Genomic DNA, 17274 nt, shown 5'->3' on the forward strand with positions numbered 1-17274 from the left:
GGGAGTGTGCATGAAGGCCGCGACCGCCCCCCGCCCCGCCGGGTCGCGTCCCACCCACCACCGCGGGTTCTCGTAGCGGGCCGGGTCGGTCTTGGCCTCCTCGATGTTTGTCGCGATGATGCTGAGCCACAGTGGTTCTCGCGCCACGAGCGGTGCGACCCACTCGCGCGCCTCGGCCGGCGCGGAGGTGCACGTGAACGACAAGCGGGTGAGCGGCATACCGGACAGTGTGGCGACCCCGTGGCAGGGTCGCCTCCCATTTCCGGCCCCTACTGACTGACGTGGGCCAGGACCTCGCCGTGGGTCATTGCGAACCACGCGTCGGGGTGGCGTGACCACTCGAGCCACGCCTCACTCATCTGCTCGAGCTCGCCGCGTGTCGCGAGTCCGTGCCGCACCGCCTCGGTCGCGTAGGTCGAGTCGAGGACTCGGCGTGCCCAGGTCGCGCCCCACCAGGCGCACTGCTCGGGTGTCGTGTAGCTCCAGGTCGATGCCGACGCGGTCAGCTCGGTCAGCCCGGCTGCATGCGACCACCCGGTGAGCCGGCGGCCGGCGTTCGGCTCGGCGTGGTTGGCCCGTGCCGCCGCCTGGTAGACCTCCATCCAGCGCGTCATGCCCGGTGGCTCGGGATACCACACCATCGACCCGTAGTCGGCATCTCGCACCGCGACGATCCCACCCGCACGGGTGACGCGGCCCATCTCGCGCAGCGCGGCAACCGGGTCCGTGAGGTGCTGCAGCACCTGGTGGGCATGCACGACATCGAACCGCCCTGCATCCCAAGGGAGTTCGGAGACGTCGGCGACCGCGAAGGCGGTCTGCCTGTCGCCGCGCGCGGACGCCCGGCGGCGGGCCCCGATGAGGGGCGCCTCGACCGCATCGATGCCGATGACGGTGCCGGGGGCGACCGCTGCGGCGAGGTCGAGGGTGATCGTCCCGGGTCCGCACCCGACGTCCAGGAGGGCGTCCGCCGCCCGCAGATGTGGGAGCAGGTATGCCGCTGAGTCGGCTGCCGTCCGCGTCGTGTGGGACGCGATGACGCTGGGACCATGTCCGTGCAGGTAGACCTCGCCCATGAACGGGACGCTAGGTGTATTCACGGGCGGGTCGGGGTCAGGTCCGGATCGTGGCACTGTCGATCGAGACTGCTGCACTGTCGATGAGAACTGGGGCACTGTCGATGGGAACTGGGGCACTGTCGATCGGAGGTGTGGCTCCGGTGTGTCGGCATAGGACGGCTATTCTGCGGGGGTCCCGCCCCACACGCCGCAACCATGCACCCGACCCACGTCCCCGAGGAGTCCCGGTGGCCCTGCACATGTCGTCCCTGTTCCTGCGCACCCTGCGCGAGGACCCGGCGGATGCGGAGGTCCCCAGCCACAAGCTCCTCGTCCGGGCCGGGTACGTGCGCCGGGTCAGCCCCGGCATCTACGCGTGGCTGCCGCTCGGGTTGCGCGTGCTGCGCAACGTCGAGCGGATCGTCCGGCAGGAGATGGACGCGATCGGGGCGCAGGAGCTCGTCTTCCCGGCGCTGCTCCCGCGCGAGCCGTACGAGGCGACGAACCGGTGGACCGACTACGGCGACAACCTCTTCCGGCTCAAGGACCGCAAGGGCGGCGACTACCTGCTCGGCCCGACCCACGAGGAGCTGTTCACCCTCACGGTCAAGGACCTGTTCAGCTCGTACAAGGACCTGCCCGTCAGCCTCTACCAGATCCAGACGAAGTACCGCGACGAGGCGCGGCCGCGGGCGGGTGTGCTGCGCGGGCGCGAGTTCGTGATGAAGGACTCCTACAGCTTCGACATCGACGCGGCCGGGCTCGAGAAGAGCTACCAGGCGCACCGCGACGCCTACGTGCGGATCTTCGACCGGCTCGGCTTCGACTACGTCATCGTCCAAGCCATGTCGGGCGCCATGGGCGGCAGCAAGAGCGAGGAGTTCCTCGCGACCGCCGAGGTCGGTGAGGACACCTACGTGCGCTGCGCGAGCTGTGGGTATGCCGCCAACGTCGAGGCCGTGCGCGTGCCGGCGCCCGACCCGGTGCCGTTCGCCGACGCGCCGGCCGCGCACGTCGAGGACACCCCGGACACCCCGACCATCGAGACCCTCGTCGACCACCTCAACGAGCGGTTCCCCCGCGAGGACCGGGCCTGGACCGCCGCCGACACGCTCAAGAACGTCGTCGTCATGCTCGTGCACCCCGACGGCACCCGCGAGCCGCTCGCGATCGGCGTCCCCGGGGACCGCGAGGTCGACGAGAAGCGTCTCGAGGCGCAGGTGTCCCCCGCCGAGGTCGAGCCCTTCGAGGCCACCGACTTCGACGCGAACCCGGCGCTCGCCAAGGGTTACATCGGTCCCGGCGCGCTCGGGCTCGACGGCACGGCTCACATCCGCTACCTGCTCGACCCGCGCGTCGCCGAGGGCACTCGCTGGGTCACCGGCGCCAACCAGCCGGGCCACCACGTCATCGACCTCGCCGCCGGTCGCGACTTCACCGCGGACGGCACGATCGAGGCGGCGGAGGTGCGCGCCGGTGACCCCTGCCCGGCCTGTGACAGTGTCCTCCAGAGCGCCCGCGGCATCGAGATGGGCCATGTCTTCCAGCTCGGCACGAAGTACGCCGAGGCGCTGGGCCTGAAGGTCCTCGACGAGAAGGGCAAGCTCGTCACCGTCACCATGGGCTCGTACGGCGTCGGCGTGTCGCGCGCGGTTGCCGCCGTCGTCGAGGGCAATCACGACGAGGCCGGCATCTGCTGGCCGCGCGAGCTGGCTCCCGCCGACGTCCACATCGTGGCGGCGGGCAAGGACGAGCAGGTTCTCGCTGCCGCGGAGCAGGTCGCGGTGGACCTCGAGGACCGGGGCCTGAGCTGCATCGTCGACGACCGCAGGGGGGTCAGCCCCGGCGTGAAGTTCAAGGACTCCGAGCTGATCGGCGTGCCGACCATCGTCGTGGTCGGCAAGGGCCTGACCAGGGGCGTCGTCGAGATCAAGGACCGCCGCAGCGGTCTGCGCCGCGAGGTGCCCGTCGGGTCGGCCGCCGCCGAGGTGCTCGCGGAGGTCGGCCGAGCGTGACCGGCGCGCCCGTGCGCGCCGTGCTGTTCGACTGGGGCGGCACGATCACCCCGTGGCACGAGATCGACCTGCGCGCCCAGTGGACCGCCTTCGCCGACGGCGTCGGCACCCTCGCCTGCGCCCGCGACGACCTCGCCGGCCGGCTGTATGCCGCTGAGGCCCTCGCGTGGCAGCGTGGCCGCTCGCTCGGGGTGAGCGCCCGGCTGCCCGAGATCCTCGAGGCCTGCGGGCTCGCGCGAGGTGAGGCGCTGACGGAAGCCGGCACGGCGGCATACCGCAGCTTCTGGGAGCCGCACACGCTCACCCACCCCGGTGTCGGGCCGCTCTGGGAGGCGCTGCGGGAGGCCGGGCTGCGCGTCGGCGTGCTGTCCAACACGATCTGGGACCGGGCCTACCACCGGTCGATCTTCGAGCGCGACGGCGTGATCGACCTCATCGACGGCGACACGTACTCGAGCGAGACGCCGTGGGTGAAGCCGCGGGCGGAGATCTTCACGTACGCTGCCCGGGAGATCGGCTGCGCGCCCGAGGAGTGCGTCTACGTCGGAGACCGGTCCTACGAGGACGTCCACGGACCCCAGCAGGTCGGGATGCGCGCGATCTGGGTCCCTCACTCGCGCATCCCGGTCGAGCAGCAGGTGTCGCACGACGCGAGCCCCGACGCGGTCGCGCACGAGCTCACCGACGTGGCTGCCATCGTCGCGGCCTGGAATCTCGCCCGTCGATGAGCGACCCGACCGGCACGACCCTTCTCTTCCTTGCTCTCGCAGCCTTCGCCGCGGGGTGGATCGACGCTGTCGTCGGCGGGGGCGGGCTCATCCAGCTCCCGGCGCTGCTGCTCGCCCTACCCGGTGCCAGCCCGGCCCAGCTGCTGGCGACGAACAAGTTCGGGGGGATCTTCGGGACGGCGACGAGCGCGGTCACCTACGCCCGACGGGTGCGGCCCGACCTGCGCACGGCCCTGCCCATGGCTGCCGTCGCGTATGTGGGCTCCATCGGGGGCGCCCTGATCGGGCTGCACATCCCCAAGTCGATGTTCAACCCGATCATCCTCGTGCTGCTCGTCGTCGTGGGCGCCTACACGCTGCTGCGGCCCGACCTGGGGCGCGAGTCGATCCGGCGCTTCCACGGACCGAAGCACGCCGTGCTCGCGATGGCCACCGGCTTCGTCATCGGGGTCTACGACGGAGCCCTCGGGCCGGGGACCGGCTCGTTCCTCGTCTTCGCCCTCGTCGGGCTGCTCGGCTACGCCTTCCTCGAGGCGAGCGCGCAGGCCAAGATCGCGAACTTCGCGACCAACCTCGGCGCACTGACGCTCTTCGCGCCGATGGGCCTGGTCCTGGTCAAGGTCGGCGTCGTCATCGCGGCCGCCAACCTGCTCGGCGGCTACACCGGCGCGCGGATCGCCGTGGCGAAGGGGAGCGGCTTCGTGCGGGTCGTCTTCGTGATCATCGTGTCGGCGTTCATCGTCAGGATCGCCGGCAGCCTGCTCGGCTGGTGGGCCTGACCCGCGCGGGCGGCTGGACTAGACGCTCAGGTGCCGCTTCGCCCCGTGTCTGGACGCCCGGTGCCCACCCACGAGCCTGGTCAGCTCGTCACGCCGGGCCAGCAGAGCGCGCAGCCCCTCGTCGTGCTCGGCCTGAATCGGCCCGATCATGCCGCGGGTCCGCCGGATGCCTTCCTCCACCCTCGCCAACTCGTTGACCAGGTGCCTCGTCGGCCTGACGTCGGTTCTGTCCATCGTGCATCGCCCCGTTCAGCTGGTGTGCCGTAGCCAGCCCCCTGACCTCAGGGGTTGGTATACCCGTTTCGACCGAAAGAACACTGAGCCCGCGCCCGGAGTTCCATCCGTCCCACCCCTTGATCGAGCGTGCAGTACCCCTCGTCGACAGTGCAGCAGTCCTGATCGAGCGTGCAGTAATCCCGATCGAGCGTGCAGCACTCCTGTTCGAGCGTGCAGTAATCCCGATCGACAGTTCAGCACTCCTGTTCGAGCGTGCAGTAATCCCGATCGACAGTTCAGTAGACCCGATCGACAGTTCAGTAGACCTGATCGAGCGTGCAGCCATCTGCACCGCCGGATCGGCTGCGCCAGCGCAGTTCTCGGCCGCGCGATGCCTCCCGCTCAACGCGGCCGACCTGCCGCGAGGGCGCGGGCCAGTGCCGCCACGTCCGTTATGGGTGCGTCACACACGAAGCCGCGACACACGTATGCCGCGGAGCCCCCGTCGACGAGCGGGCGGCCGGCGAGCAGCGGGACTCCCGGGCTGTCCGGTGCGCCGGCGGCCAGGACGAGTCCGGGGCTCGTGCACGCCCGGACCAGCCTGTTCATCTGTGCGGCCACGTCGTCGGACCCGACGACCGCGACTTCGAGTGGGCCCGAGGTCAGGGCCTCGGCGACCGCGAGGGTCCACCCGGCAAACCGGGGGTCGCGCCCGGCGAGCGAACCCGCCGCCGCGACGGCGCGACGACCGGCCTCGAGGTGGACGCTGCTGCCGGCGAGGGCGCCATACGTCACGAGGGCGCCCGCGAGGGCGGACTGGCCGGACGGTTCGGCGTTGTCCGCACCCGAGCGGGGGCGCAGGTAGAGCCGCTCGGCATCCGAGGCGGTGTCATGGAACCCACCGTCCCCGGCCGCGAAGCGGGACAGCGCGCGCTCGAGCAGATCACCGGCCGCCTCGAACCAACGGACCTCCCCAGTGGCCTGGTGCAGCGCGAGCAGCCCTTCGGCGAGGTTGCCGTAGTCGTCGGCGACGCCGGCCGCCTCGCCGACGGTCCGGGCGAGCGACGAGCGGCGCAGCCGGCCGTCGACGAGGTGTCGGCCGAGCACGAGGTCGGCGCAGGCCCTGGCCGCGGCCACCCATTCCGGTCGCCCTGCCACGGCGCCAGCGTCGGCAAGGGCGGCGATGGCCAGCCCGTTCCAGCTCGTCACGACCTTGTCGTCGCGAGCCGGCTGTGGCCGACCGTCCCGGGCCTGCTTGAGGCGGGCACGCACCGTCGAGAACCACTGGGGAGCGGCCGGATCCGCGATGAGGCGCAGCGTCGAGGTGCCTCTCTCGAAGGTTCCCGAGGCGGTCACCCCCAGTAGGTCGGCGGCCAGGTCGCCGTCGGCACGGCCGAGGACCTCGACGATCTGCCCAGGGGTCCACGCGTAGGTCAGCCCCTCCTGGCCCTGGGTGTCGGCGTCGAGGGATGCCGCGAAGCCGCCCTCTTCGGTGCGCAGGTCGGTCAGGAGGAACTCGGCCGTCTCCTCCACGACGCGCAGCGCGAGTGGTGAGCCGGTCGCCTTCCACCAGTGCAGGTACACCCGCAGCAGGAGGGCGTTGTCGTAGAGCATCTTCTCGAAGTGGGGCACCACCCAGCCGGCATCGACGGCGTATCGGGCGAAGCCACCCCCGAGCTGGTCGTAGATGCCACCTCGGGCCATCGCCTCGAGCGTCCGCTCGGCCATCTCGAGGGCCATCGGGGTGCCGGTCCGGGCATGGTGGCGCAAGAGGAACTCGAGCACCATCGACGGTGGGAACTTCGGCGCCGTGCCGAACCCGGCGTCCCGGTCGTCGAAGCTCGTGGCGAGCTGCGCGACGGCGGTTGCGAGAACGGGTTCGTCGACGGGGGCGGCACCTGGCGCCGTCGTCGCAGCCGCCAGGGAGGAAGCGATGTGCGTCCCGCTCGCGCGGACCTCGGCCTCCCTGGTGCGCCACGCCTCGTCGATCGCGGCGAGCAGTCGCAGCAGCTGCTCACGCGGGAGGTACGTGCCACAGAAGAAGGGGTCTGCCTCGGGAGTCAGAAAACATGTCATCGGCCAGCCGCCGCTGCCCGTCGTCGCCGTCGTCGCGACCATGTAGACCGCGTCGATGTCCGGACGTTCCTCCCGGTCGACCTTGATCGAGACGAACCGCTCGTTGAGCACCGCCGCGACGGTGTCGTCCTCGAAGGACTCGTGCGCCATGACGTGGCACCAGTGACAGGCGGCGTAGCCGATGCTCAGCAGGATCGGGACGTTGCGTTCCCGTGCCTCGGCGAAGGCCGCGGCTCTCCACTCCTGCCAGTGCACCGGGTTGTCGGCGTGCTGACGCAGATAGGGCGAGGTGGCGCTGGCGAGTCGGTTGCTGCCCATGCCCTCACCATGTCACGCCCTCGCGGCCCGCCTGGAGGGGTGTTACGGCGCGGAGCGCGCTCAGCGGCATACTTCCTGTTCCCCCGGACGACCACCATGGCCCTGGCCGCCTGCACCCTTGTGCTCAGCGAGCCCGGCGGCGTGGAGTAGTGGTCGTTCGAGGTACGCCGCCGGGCGACCGTCAGCTCCCGAGGGTCAGTCGTTCATCGCCTTGATGATCACCACCGCCAGGCTCACCCGGTTGCGCCCGTGCGGGTCCTGTGCGGCATCCACCGCGTTGTCGGTCTCGCGCACGATCGTCCAGGCGCGAGCGCGGCCCTCGTCGAGCCCGGCCCGCTCGCAGATGATCTCGAGGCGTCGCCGCAGCGACCCGCGGATCTCGGCGCCCGTGCCGAGCTCGTCGGACCGGTTCCACAGCGCGGGCGCGACCTCGAAGGCAGGGTCGCCGGTCATCGGCTTCGGGTCGATCGCAAGCCACGGGGCGCGGTGGGCGCCGAGGACGTTCTCAAAGTGCAGATCGGTGTGCAGCAGGGTCTCCTCGAGGGGCTCCCGTGTGACGAGCTCCCCGGCGAGCGCGGCTGCCTGGTCGAGATAGCGTCGGGGGATGACCGGCGGGGCCCGGCGTAGCTCGACGGCCTGCCGCTCGGCGTACTCGACAAGGCGCGGCACTCGCGGGTGGGATGGGCGGCGCAGCCTCGAGAGGAGGTCGCCGATGACCTCGCACGCCGTGTCCACGGGGACACTGCTCAGGTCGCGGGGGTGCAGCCGTTCGAGCAGGATCGCGAAGCGGGCCGGGTCGGCCCGGTAGAGGCGCACCGCACCCCGGCCGTTCCAGAGCTGGAGGGCAAGGGCCTCGCTCGCGGCCTCCGGGTGGGGCCAGGTGACCTTGAGGACCGCCTCGCCGCTCACCCCTGCGAGATCGCGGCCCGAGCCGAGCAACCGGACCGGAAGGGCGATCGAACAGGCGCCGGCCGTCGTCGGGGCGACCGGCTCCAGCTCCCACTCGTCGAGCAGCTCGGCGAGCAGCCGCGGCAACTGCGCGACCCAGTCCTCGCCCGAGACGTACCCGTCGATGGGGTACGTGCTGACGCGGTGCGCGAAGTGGGCGGGAATCAGGTGGATCATGTCGCGCCGGTCCCACTCGTGCCGGGGAACGCAGCGAGTCGTATGCCGTGTGGCGGGCCGAGTGCCTGCACGCGGGCGCTCCACGCACCCACCGCCGCCAGGTCGCGGGCGGAGGATCGTGCGGCCGCGAGTGTCGTCGTCGCTGCGATGGCCCGCGTCAGGAGATCCGTGGCGAGCCGTGCGGCAGCCTGGGGTGTCGTGACGGGGTAGGGCAGCGACCAACCGCCCGGCAGCGCGCTGCCGGGCAGGCCGTCGATCAGCTCCTCGAGGAGGCGCTCGAGCTGGGTTACAGTATGCAGCGCCGTGCCCCGGGCCCGGCCCACCGACTGTGCGGCGACGATCTCGAAGCCGTAGACGAGGGGCGCGGTGTGCTCGACGAGTCGCGCGTGCAGACCCTGTTCGGCGGGAGGAACAGGCACCGAGCGGTCCAGCCGGAGAGCCGAGGCAAGCCGGGCGGACGTGGCGGAAAGCAGCACGTCCCGATTCACCAGGCTCGAGGACGCGAGCGTGTCCCAGCGTCCCGCGGGCAGCTCGACGAGCGCTGTCGCGAACCCGGACAAGGACTGACCGCCCGTCGGGCGCGCGGTGCTCGGGGCTCCGGACGCCGTGACGGTCGGGGCGGGCCCGATCTCGGTGGTCGGCACGCCCTGGTTCGTGAGCCGGCCCGTCAGGACCGTGTCCTGCATGGCGAGGACGCGAAGCGCGTCCTCGACGTCAGACCGATGGCGTTCGCTCGCTCGGAGTCGCTGGCCACGCTCCCGGAGCCCTCGCAGGTCCTGGATGAAGGAGACGATGAGGGCCTCGTCGGGTGCCGGCTTCCGGGTCGGCGCGGGTGGTGGCGGCTGGGGCAGGTCGAGCCGCAGGCCACAGCCGCCCAGCAGGCTCGCCGATGCAGCGAGAGCCGCCGCGAGAACATGGCGCCGCGAGAGGGGGGGCCACTGGTGTGCGACAGGCCCGGGCCGGTCGGTGCCGACCCCGCCTGCCACGTCCATGGCGAGATCATGGCATGCCGGTTCCGGCGAGCCGGGACTCCAACGTGTCCCCTAGAGTTGCCTTCACGGGTGCTCGCAGGCGCCGGATTCGAGAAGAGAGGACGGACGCTCACATGAGTGCGGCCGATCAGCTGAGGGAGTCACTCGGGCCGGTCCTCGCACCCCTCGGTCTCGTCATCGAGGACGTCACCGTCTCTCCCGCCGGCAAGCGACGCATCGTGCGTGTCCTGGTCGACGCTGACCTCGCGGGGCTCGACGCGACAGACACGACCAGTACCGTCCCCCCGATCTCGCTCGATCGGGTCTCCGAGGCCACCCACGCCGTCAGCGCGGTGCTCGACGGGTCGTCCGCACTCGGTGAGGCTCCGTACGTGCTCGAGGTGTCGTCGCCCGGTGTCGGGCGGCCGTTGACGACTCGGGACCAGTTCCGCCGGAATGTCGGGCGTCTCGTCGAGGTCCGCCACTGCGCTGGGGCCGTGACCGGCCGGCTCGTCGAGGTCGAGCCTGATGCCGTGCACCTCGCGGTGCCGGCCACGAAGAAGACTCCGGGGCATTCGGTCAGGATCGAGCTGGACGACGTCCAGAAGGGAAGCGTCCAGGTCGAGTTCCAGCGGAACGACAACGGCGTCGCCGATGCACCCGAGGACGACCCGGACATCGAGGAGGACCCCTGATGGACATCGATCTGGCAGCCCTGCGCGCCCTCGAACGCGAGCGCGACATCAGCCTCGAGGTGCTGATCCCCGCCATCGAGCAGGCCCTCCTGGTGGCATACCACCGCACCGAGGGGAGCTATCGGATCGCGCGCGTCGAGCTCGACCGCAAGACCGGCCACGTCATCGTGTGGGCTCGCGAGGAGGGTGAGCTGCTCCCCGCCGAGGAGGGCGAACCGGCCGAGCGGGGGGAGCCGGGCCCCGAGTTCGACGACACGCCGGAGGGTTTCGGTCGGATCGCGGCCTCGACCGCGAGACAGGTCATCGTGCAGCGGCTGCGCGACATCGAGGACGAAGCCGTCCTCGGCGACTTCAAGGGCCGTGAGGGTGACGTCATCTCGGGCGTGATCCAGCAGAGCCAGGACCCGCGCAACGTCCACGTCGACTTCGGCAACGTGGAGGGGCTGCTGCCTTTGGCCGAGCAGGTGCCCGGGGAGAAGTACCTGCACGGCGAGCGCCTCCGGTCGTATGTCGTCAGTGTCAAGCGCGGGCCGAAGGGGCCGCAGGTCGGGCTGTCGCGCACTCACCCGAACCTGGTGCGGCAGCTGTTCAAGTTCGAGGTCCCTGAGCTGGCGGACGGCACCGTCGAGATCGCGGCTCTGGCCAGGGAGGCGGGGCACCGCACCAAGGTTGCGGTGCGCTCGAGCGTGCCCGGCGTCAATGCCAAGGGCGCCTGCATCGGACCGATGGGCGCACGGGTTCGGGCGGTCATGACCGAGCTGCGTGGCGAGAAGATCGACATCGTCGACTACTCCGAGGATCCCGCGGCGTTCGTCGCGGCCGCGCTCAGCCCCGCGCGGGTCCAGGCCGTCGAGATCGTCGACCCGTCGGCGCGCGCCGCCCGGGTGACGGTGCCGGACTACCAGCTGAGCCTGGCCATCGGCAAGGAGGGGCAGAACGCGCGCCTCGCCGCCAAGCTCACCGGATGGCGCATCGACATCCGGCCCGACACCGAGCAGGGGTGAGCCTGGGGCTGGGGGCCAGCACGGCGGCATACGCGCTAGACTGGTACGTGGCCGACCGGACTGGACTCCGCGCTGAGCCGTCCCGCACGTGTGTGGGATGTCGACGCTCGGATAGCTGGTCGGCACTGCTGCGAGTTGTCGCGGACCAGACCGAGGACGGGAGGCCCACTCGTGGGGCGACCATCCTCCTTCCTGACCCGCGGCGTCGGAAACCGGGGCGCGGCGCGTGGGTGCACCCCACGCCCGAGTGCTTCGAGCTGGCGGTGCGCCGCAAGGCGTTCGGACGTGCCCTGCACCTGCAGGGACCGGTCGATCTCCGCCCGGTCGCACAGCATCTCGGTATCCGGCACTCCTAGCACACGCGTCGGCGCACCCGCGCCGATCACACGTCAGAAGGAACGGTCAACGCACATGAGGCGGGTTGAAACGCGATGAGCACCCGATGAGTACTCAGCGATGAGCAAGCCCCAGTTGTAACGACGGTTCGGCCACTCCTGTCGGTCGGACCGAGACAGGAGAAATGTGGCTAAGGTCCGGGTCTACGAGCTCGCCAAGGAGCTCGGGGTCGAGAGCAAAGTGCTGCTCGCCCACCTGAAGAGCCAAGGGGAGTTCGTTCGGTCGGCGTCATCGACGATCGAGCCTCCCGTCGTCCGCAAGATCAAGGAGACCTTCCCGCAGGAGCAGGCTGCTGCCGCCGGGAAGGCCCCGGGCAAGAACGCTGCCGCGCCGGCGACGCCTGCGAAGGTCGCAGCCCCCCCCGCGAAGGGCGCGACGGCCCCCGCGGAGGCGGTTGCGCGCAACGCGGCCACCCCGGCTGCACCAGCGACCAAGGCGCCCGCTGCGGCTCCGGCCGCCAAGGCACCGGTTCCGGCGGCCAAGGCGCCCGCCGCAGCACCGACCGCCGATGCGGTACCGGCGGCCAAGGCCCCCGCTGCGGCATCCGCTCCGGCCGCACCGGCTGCGGCATCCGCTCCGGCCGCACCGGCTGCGGCATCCGCTCCGTCAGCGCCGGCTGCGGATGCGGCGCCGACTCCGGCCGCGCCACCGGCTGCCGCCCCGGCTGCGGCACCAGCCGCGCGGGCGGGAGCGAGCACACCGGCGCGTCCCGGCCCGAAACCGGCCGGCCCGAAGCCGAGCTCGCGAGACGCCGGCCCGCGCCGGGCTCCTACTCCGGGCCCCCGCCCGGCGCCGCGTCCGGGGGGCCCGCGCCCGGGCAACAACCCGTTCAGCTCCAGCCAGGGCATGCAGCAGCGTCCGCGTCCCAGCGATGCCGGTCCCCGGCCGGGCAACAACCCGTTCAGCCCCAGCCAGGGAATGCCGCGTCCCCAACAGCGTCCTGGCGGCCCCCGTCCGGGCGCCCCTCGCCCTGGCGGCGCCGGCTCGCGTCCCGGCGGTCCGCGCCCGACCCCCGGCATGATGCCGGAGCGCAGCACACTCGGCCGTCCCGGGGCCCGTCCGGGCCCTGGGCGCGGTGGCACGGGTGCCGCAGGTGGCCGCGGTGGACACGGAGGTCCGGGCGGCGGGCGTGGCGGCTTCGGCGGCGGCCCCCGCGGCGGCGGCCCGGGTGGGCGCGGCGGTACCCAGGGTGCCTTCGGACGGGGCGGCGGTCGTCCGGTTCGAGGCCGCAAGTCCAAGCGCGCCAAGCGTCAGGAGTTCGAGCAGATGCAGGCGCCGACGATCGGCGGCGTCACCGTTCCCCACGGGGACGGCTCGACGATCGTCCGAGTGCGGCGCGGCGCGTCGCTGACGGACTTCGCCGACAAGATCAACGCCAACCCTGCCTCGCTCGTCACGGTCCTGTTCCACCTCGGTGAGATGGCGACGGCGACGCAGTCGCTCGACGAGGACACGTTCAAGCTGCTCGGTGTCGAGCTCGGCTATGACGTCCAGGTCGTGTCGCCAGAGGACGAGGAGCGAGAGCTGCTCGAGTCGTTCAACATCGACCTGGAAGCCGAGGCTGCCGCGGAGGAGGACCAAGATCTCGAGCCGCGTCCGCCGGTAGTCACGGTCATGGGCCACGTCGACCACGGCAAGACCAAGCTGCTCGACGCCATCCGGTCCGAGCACGTCGCGGAGGACGAGGCCGGCGGCATCACCCAGCACATCGGTGCCTACCAGGTCGTCTCGAGCCATGAGGGCGAGAAGCGCGCCATCACCTTCATCGACACCCCAGGTCACGAAGCCTTCACGGCCATGCGTGCCCGTGGTGCGTCCGTGACGGACATCGCGATCCTCGTGGTCGCGGCCGACGACGGCGTCATGCCACAGACGGTCGAGGCGCTCAACCACGCCCAAGCGGCCGGGGTACCGATCGTCGTGGCCGTCAACAAGATCGACAAGCCTGAGGCCAACCCGGCCAAGATCCGTCAGCAGCTGACCGAGTACAACCTCATCGCCGAGGAGTACGGCGGCGACACGATGTTCGTCGACGTCTCGGCGAAGCAGGGGACGAACATCGACGGGCTGCTCGAGGCGGTCCTGCTGACTGCTGACGCGGCGCTCGACCTGCGGGCCAACCCGAACAAGGACGCCCGTGGTGTCGCCATCGAGGCGCACCTGGACAAGGGTCGCGGGCCGGTGGCCACGGTCCTGGTCCAGTCCGGGACGCTGCACGTCGGTGATGCGATCGTCGCCGGCAACGGTCACGGCCGGGTGCGGGCGATGCTCGACGAGCACGGCAGCAACGTGGAGCAGGCGCCTCCCTCGCGTCCGGTCCTCGTCCTCGGCCTGACCTCCGTCCCGGGCGCCGGCGACACGTTCCTCGTGGCGCCCGACGACCGGACCGCACGGCAGATCGCCGAGCGTCGTGAGGCCGCGGCCCGTGCAGCATCGCTCGCCAAGCGTCGCAAGCGGATCTCGCTCGAGGACCTCAACGAGGCTCTCGCCGCGGGCAAGGTCGACACGCTCAACCTCATCCTCAAGGGTGACGTCTCCGGGTCGGTCGAGGCCCTCGAGGACGCGCTGCTCAAGATCGACGTGGGCGACGAGGTCGATCTGAGGATCATCCACCGCGGGGTCGGCGCGATCACGCAGAACGACGTCAACCTCGCGACCGTCGACGATGCGATCATCATCGGCTTCAACGTCCGGCCCGCCGAGCGCGTCGCCGAGCTCGCCGACCGAGAGGGCGTGGACATGCGCTTCTACTCGGTGATCTACCAGGCGATCGACGACGTCGAGTCAGCCCTCAAGGGCATGCTCAAGCCGGAGTACGAAGAGGTCCAGCTCGGCACGGCCGAGGTCAGGGAGATCTTCCGCTCCAGCAAGTTCGGCAATGTTGCCGGCTCGCTGGTGCGCTCCGGTGAGATCAAGCGCGGCGTGAGGGCCCGCATCGTGCGGGACGGGACGGTCGTCGGCGAGGCCGAGGTCGCCGGACTGCGGCGGTTCAAGGATGACGTCACCGAGGTGCGCGAAGGCTTCGAGTGCGGCATCAACCTCGGGTCGTTCAACGACCTGCAGATCGAGGACGTCATCGAGACCTTCGAGATGCGCGAGAAGCCGCGCGCCTGAACCCATCGCTACAGGGCCGGTGCTCGAGGCGGGATCGCCTGGGGCACCGGCCCACCCATGTCGGCACCAGAGACGTGCACTGTCGATGAGGACAAGTGCACTGTCGATCGGGACAAGTGCACTGTCGATGAGGACAAGTGCACTGTCGATCGGGACAGGTGCACTCTCGATGAGGACAAGTGCACTCTCGATGAGGACAAGTGCACTGTCGATGAGGACAAGTGCACTCTCGACGAGAGGAAGTGTCGAGGTGCCCGACTAGGGTGGTGTGTCTGGGCCACCCAGGTCCCTCGCCCGTCCCCGAGCCCAGGAGGTCGTCATGGCTGACCCCGCCCGCGCACGCAAGGTTGCCGACCGGATCAAGGTCATCGTCGCGGAGTACCTCGAGCACCGGGTCAAGGACGAGCGGCTCGGCTTCGTCACGATCACCGACAGCCGGGTCACCGGCGACCTGCAGCACGCCTCGGTCTTCTACACGGTCTTCGGGGACGAGCAGGCCAGGCAGACGACCGCCGAGGTCCTCGAGGCCTACCGCGGCCGGATCCGCTCGGCCGTCGGCCAGCAGATCGGCATCCGGCTGACCCCCTCCCTCGAGTTCATCGCCGATGCGCTACCCGAAGGCGCAGCCCACCTCGAGGACCTGATGGCCCGCACCCGCGCCCGGGACGCCGAGCTCGCCCGCGCCGCGGCCGGGGCCCGGCCCGCAGGCGAGGCCGACCCGTACAAGAAGCCCCCCCGGGACGACGCGAGCGAGGACGAGGCCGGCCCGGGCGCCGATGCCTGAGGGCCTGCTCGTCGTCGACAAGCCGACGGGCTGGACGAGCCACGACGTCGTTGCGAGGACCCGGCGCCTGCTCGGCACCAGACGGGTCGGCCACGCCGGCACCCTCGACCCGATGGCGACCGGTGTGCTCGTGCTCGGTGTGGGCAGGGCGACCCGGCTGCTGACCTTCCTGGTCGGCTGCGACAAGGCCTACACCGCGACGGTCCGGCTGGGCCAGACCACAGTCACCGACGACGCCGAGGGCGAGAGCGTCGAGGCGCTCGGCGTGTCCGACCCGGCCACCCTCGAGGCCGCTCTCCCACCCGCGGTGTCCGGGCTCACCGGCACGATCGAGCAGGTGCCGAGCGCGGTCAGCGCCGTCAAGATCGACGGGGTGCGCAGCTATGCGCGGGTCCGCTCCGGCGAGGACGTCGAGCTGGCCGCCCGCACCGTGAGGGTGAGCCGGTTCGACGTCCTGCGCACCACGCCGGAGCGAGCCACGACCGGGGCCGGACAGACCATCCCGGTCGTCGACGTCGACATCGAGGTCGAGGTCTCCTCCGGAACCTATGTCCGCGCCCTGGCCCGCGACCTCGGCCGCGACCTCGGAGTCGGAGGCCACCTGACCGCGCTACGGCGCACCCGGGTCGGAGCCTTCACGCTCGCGTCGGCGACCTCGCTCGACGCGCTCGTGGAGCGGTCCGAGCGTGCGGGGGTGAGCGGCATACCCCTGCTGTCCATGGCCGAGGCGGCGCGTGCCCAGCTGCCTGTGCGCGAGGTCACCGCGCAGGAGGCGGACCGGCTCTCCCACGGGCGACCGATCGCGGCCACCCCGAGCGGCGGCGACGCCGTTGCAGCGATCGACCCGATCGGCCGGCTCGTCGCGATCCTCGACGAGACGCGGCCCACCGTCCGCTCCCGGGTCGTGTTCCCCGTCACCTGACACGGGCCGGGCCTCGCCGAGGCGCCCACTACAGTGGTCGCCGTGCAGCGCTGGTACGGAACCGACGAGATCCCGGGCGACCTCGGGCCGACCGTCGTCACCCTCGGCAACTTCGACGGCGTCCACCGCGGTCACCGTGCGGTCCTGCGCCGCGTCGTGTCCGAGGCCGGCGACCGGGGGGCACTCGCCGTGGCCGTGACCTTCGACCCGCATCCCGTCGCGGTGCTCTACCCCGACCGTGCCCCCACCCTGATCTCCTCGCTGGGGCAGCGACTCGACCAGCTCGCGACGCTCGGGCTGCACGCCACTCTCGTGCTCGAGTTCACCCACGAGTTCGCCACGGAGACGCCCGAGGAGTTCGTGCGGGGCACCTTCGTCGAGGCCCTGCACGCCAGTGCCGTCGTCGTCGGCAAGGACACCCGGTTCGGCGTGCGGAACTCCGGCGACGTCGCCACCCTGCGCGGGCTCGGCACGAGGTACGGCTTCGACGTGCTCGCCCTCGACGACATCGGCGAGGGGGCGCGCTGGAGCTCGACCCAGCTGCGCTCGGATCTCACGACCGGCAACGTCAACCACGCGGCCCTGATCCTCGGCCGGCCGCACGAGGTCTCCGGGACGGTCGTCCACGGCGACCACCGTGGACGTGAGCTCGGCTTCCCGACGGCGAACCTGAGCGCCGAGCCCGAGGGAATGGTCCCGGCCGACGGCGTCTATGCGGGATGGCTCCTGCGCCGCGACCTGCCGGGCGGCGACCCCGACCGGATGCTGCCCGCCGCGATCTCGATCGGGACGAACCCGACCTTCGACGGACTGGCGCGGCGCGTCGAGGGTTACGTCCTCGACCGCACCGACCTCGAGCTCTATGGCGAGGCGATCTCGTTCCAGTTCGTCGAGCACCTGCGCCCCACGTTGAGGTTCGACTCCGTCGAGGCACTGGTCGGCCAGATGACCGAGGACGTGTCGCGCTGCCGGCAGATCCTCTCCGCCATCGTGCCGTCCTGACGGCTCCCCGGGTTACCCATCGGTCACGAGCGGATCTCATCCACCCAGAAGGACATGACCCCTGCCCCGCT

Annotated in this window: 15 protein-coding genes and 1 pseudogene; 10 read left to right on the forward strand and 6 right to left on the reverse strand. The window is 71.3% G+C overall.

From position 1 onward, the window contains the following. Nucleotides 1-219 (reverse strand): annotated as a pseudogene (locus L0H79_RS00415) (GNAT family N-acetyltransferase); the annotation flags it as partial. Between the two features lie 50 nt (nt 220-269). Then, nucleotides 270-1076, reverse strand: a complete 807-nt coding sequence (locus L0H79_RS00420) for a methyltransferase domain-containing protein (RefSeq protein ID WP_301482543.1) — start codon at nt 1074-1076, stop codon at nt 270-272. Between the two features lie 230 nt (nt 1077-1306). Here L0H79_RS00420 and L0H79_RS00425 point away from each other — a divergent pair, with 230 nt between their 5' ends. Genes L0H79_RS00425 through L0H79_RS00435 form a run of 3 tightly spaced genes read left to right on the forward strand, consistent with a single transcriptional unit; the run spans nt 1307 to nt 4580 of the window. After that, nucleotides 1307-3073, forward strand: a complete 1767-nt coding sequence (locus tag L0H79_RS00425; protein WP_301482544.1) for a proline--tRNA ligase — start codon at nt 1307-1309, stop codon at nt 3071-3073. Continuing rightward, nucleotides 3070-3801, forward strand: a complete 732-nt coding sequence (locus tag L0H79_RS00430) for an HAD family hydrolase (protein ID WP_301482545.1) — start codon at nt 3070-3072, stop codon at nt 3799-3801. The genes L0H79_RS00425 and L0H79_RS00430 overlap by 4 nt, the downstream gene beginning before the upstream one ends. After that, entirely contained in the window at nt 3798-4580 is a 783-nt protein-coding gene (locus L0H79_RS00435; RefSeq protein ID WP_301482546.1) for a TSUP family transporter, read from the forward strand. The genes L0H79_RS00430 and L0H79_RS00435 overlap by 4 nt, the downstream gene beginning before the upstream one ends. Before the next feature lie 18 nt (nt 4581-4598). Here L0H79_RS00435 and L0H79_RS00440 read toward each other — a convergent pair whose 3' ends face one another. The 4 genes from L0H79_RS00440 to L0H79_RS00455 all read right to left on the reverse strand — a co-directional run bounded on the left by L0H79_RS00440 (nt 4599) and on the right by L0H79_RS00455 (nt 9307). Next, entirely contained in the window at nt 4599-4814 is a 216-nt protein-coding gene (locus L0H79_RS00440; RefSeq protein WP_301482547.1) for a hypothetical protein, read from the reverse strand. Nucleotides 4815-5198: 384 nt separating this feature from the next. Continuing rightward, on the reverse strand, nt 5199-7190 hold the full coding sequence (locus L0H79_RS00445; RefSeq protein WP_301482548.1) for a thioredoxin domain-containing protein: 1992 nt from the start codon (nt 7188-7190) through the stop codon (nt 5199-5201). A gap of 195 nt (nt 7191-7385) precedes the next feature. After that, complete coding sequence (locus L0H79_RS00450) at nt 7386-8315, reverse strand: aminoglycoside phosphotransferase family protein (protein WP_301482549.1); 930 nt, start codon at nt 8313-8315, stop codon at nt 7386-7388. Next, entirely contained in the window at nt 8312-9307 is a 996-nt protein-coding gene (locus L0H79_RS00455) for a hypothetical protein (RefSeq protein WP_301482550.1), read from the reverse strand. Before L0H79_RS00455 ends, L0H79_RS00450 begins: the two co-directional genes overlap by 4 nt. A 113-nt stretch (nt 9308-9420) precedes the next feature. Here L0H79_RS00455 and rimP point away from each other — a divergent pair, with 113 nt between their 5' ends. The 7 genes from rimP to L0H79_RS00490 all read left to right on the forward strand — a co-directional run bounded on the left by rimP (nt 9421) and on the right by L0H79_RS00490 (nt 17203). Next, on the forward strand, nt 9421-9981 hold the full coding sequence (gene rimP, locus L0H79_RS00460; RefSeq protein ID WP_301482551.1) for a ribosome maturation factor RimP: 561 nt from the start codon (nt 9421-9423) through the stop codon (nt 9979-9981). Beyond that, nucleotides 9981-10985 (forward strand): transcription termination factor NusA, encoded by a 1005-nt coding sequence (gene nusA, locus L0H79_RS00465; RefSeq protein ID WP_301482552.1) that lies wholly within the window; start codon nt 9981-9983, stop codon nt 10983-10985. Before rimP ends, nusA begins: the two co-directional genes overlap by 1 nt. Next, nucleotides 10946-11341, forward strand: coding sequence for a YlxR family protein (locus tag L0H79_RS00470; protein WP_301482553.1), 396 nt, complete (start codon nt 10946-10948; stop codon nt 11339-11341). The genes nusA and L0H79_RS00470 overlap by 40 nt, the downstream gene beginning before the upstream one ends. A 166-nt stretch (nt 11342-11507) precedes the next feature. Further along, a complete protein-coding gene (infB, locus tag L0H79_RS00475; RefSeq protein ID WP_301482554.1) occupies nt 11508-14495 on the forward strand; it encodes a translation initiation factor IF-2 in 2988 nt (995 codons plus the stop codon). A gap of 319 nt (nt 14496-14814) precedes the next feature. Continuing rightward, on the forward strand, nt 14815-15279 hold the full coding sequence (rbfA, locus tag L0H79_RS00480) for a 30S ribosome-binding factor RbfA (RefSeq protein ID WP_301482555.1): 465 nt from the start codon (nt 14815-14817) through the stop codon (nt 15277-15279). Then, nucleotides 15272-16201 carry a tRNA pseudouridine(55) synthase TruB gene (truB, locus tag L0H79_RS00485; protein WP_301482556.1) on the forward strand — a complete coding sequence of 310 codons (930 nt, stop codon included), beginning with the start codon at nt 15272-15274 and terminating at the stop codon, nt 16199-16201. Before rbfA ends, truB begins: the two co-directional genes overlap by 8 nt. A gap of 42 nt (nt 16202-16243) precedes the next feature. Further along, on the forward strand, nt 16244-17203 hold the full coding sequence (locus L0H79_RS00490) for a bifunctional riboflavin kinase/FAD synthetase (RefSeq protein WP_301482557.1): 960 nt from the start codon (nt 16244-16246) through the stop codon (nt 17201-17203). Nucleotides 17204-17274: the final 71 nt, after the last annotated feature.

This window comes from Intrasporangium sp., assembly GCF_030452765.1.
Classification (GTDB): domain Bacteria; phylum Actinomycetota; class Actinomycetes; order Actinomycetales; family Dermatophilaceae; genus Intrasporangium_A.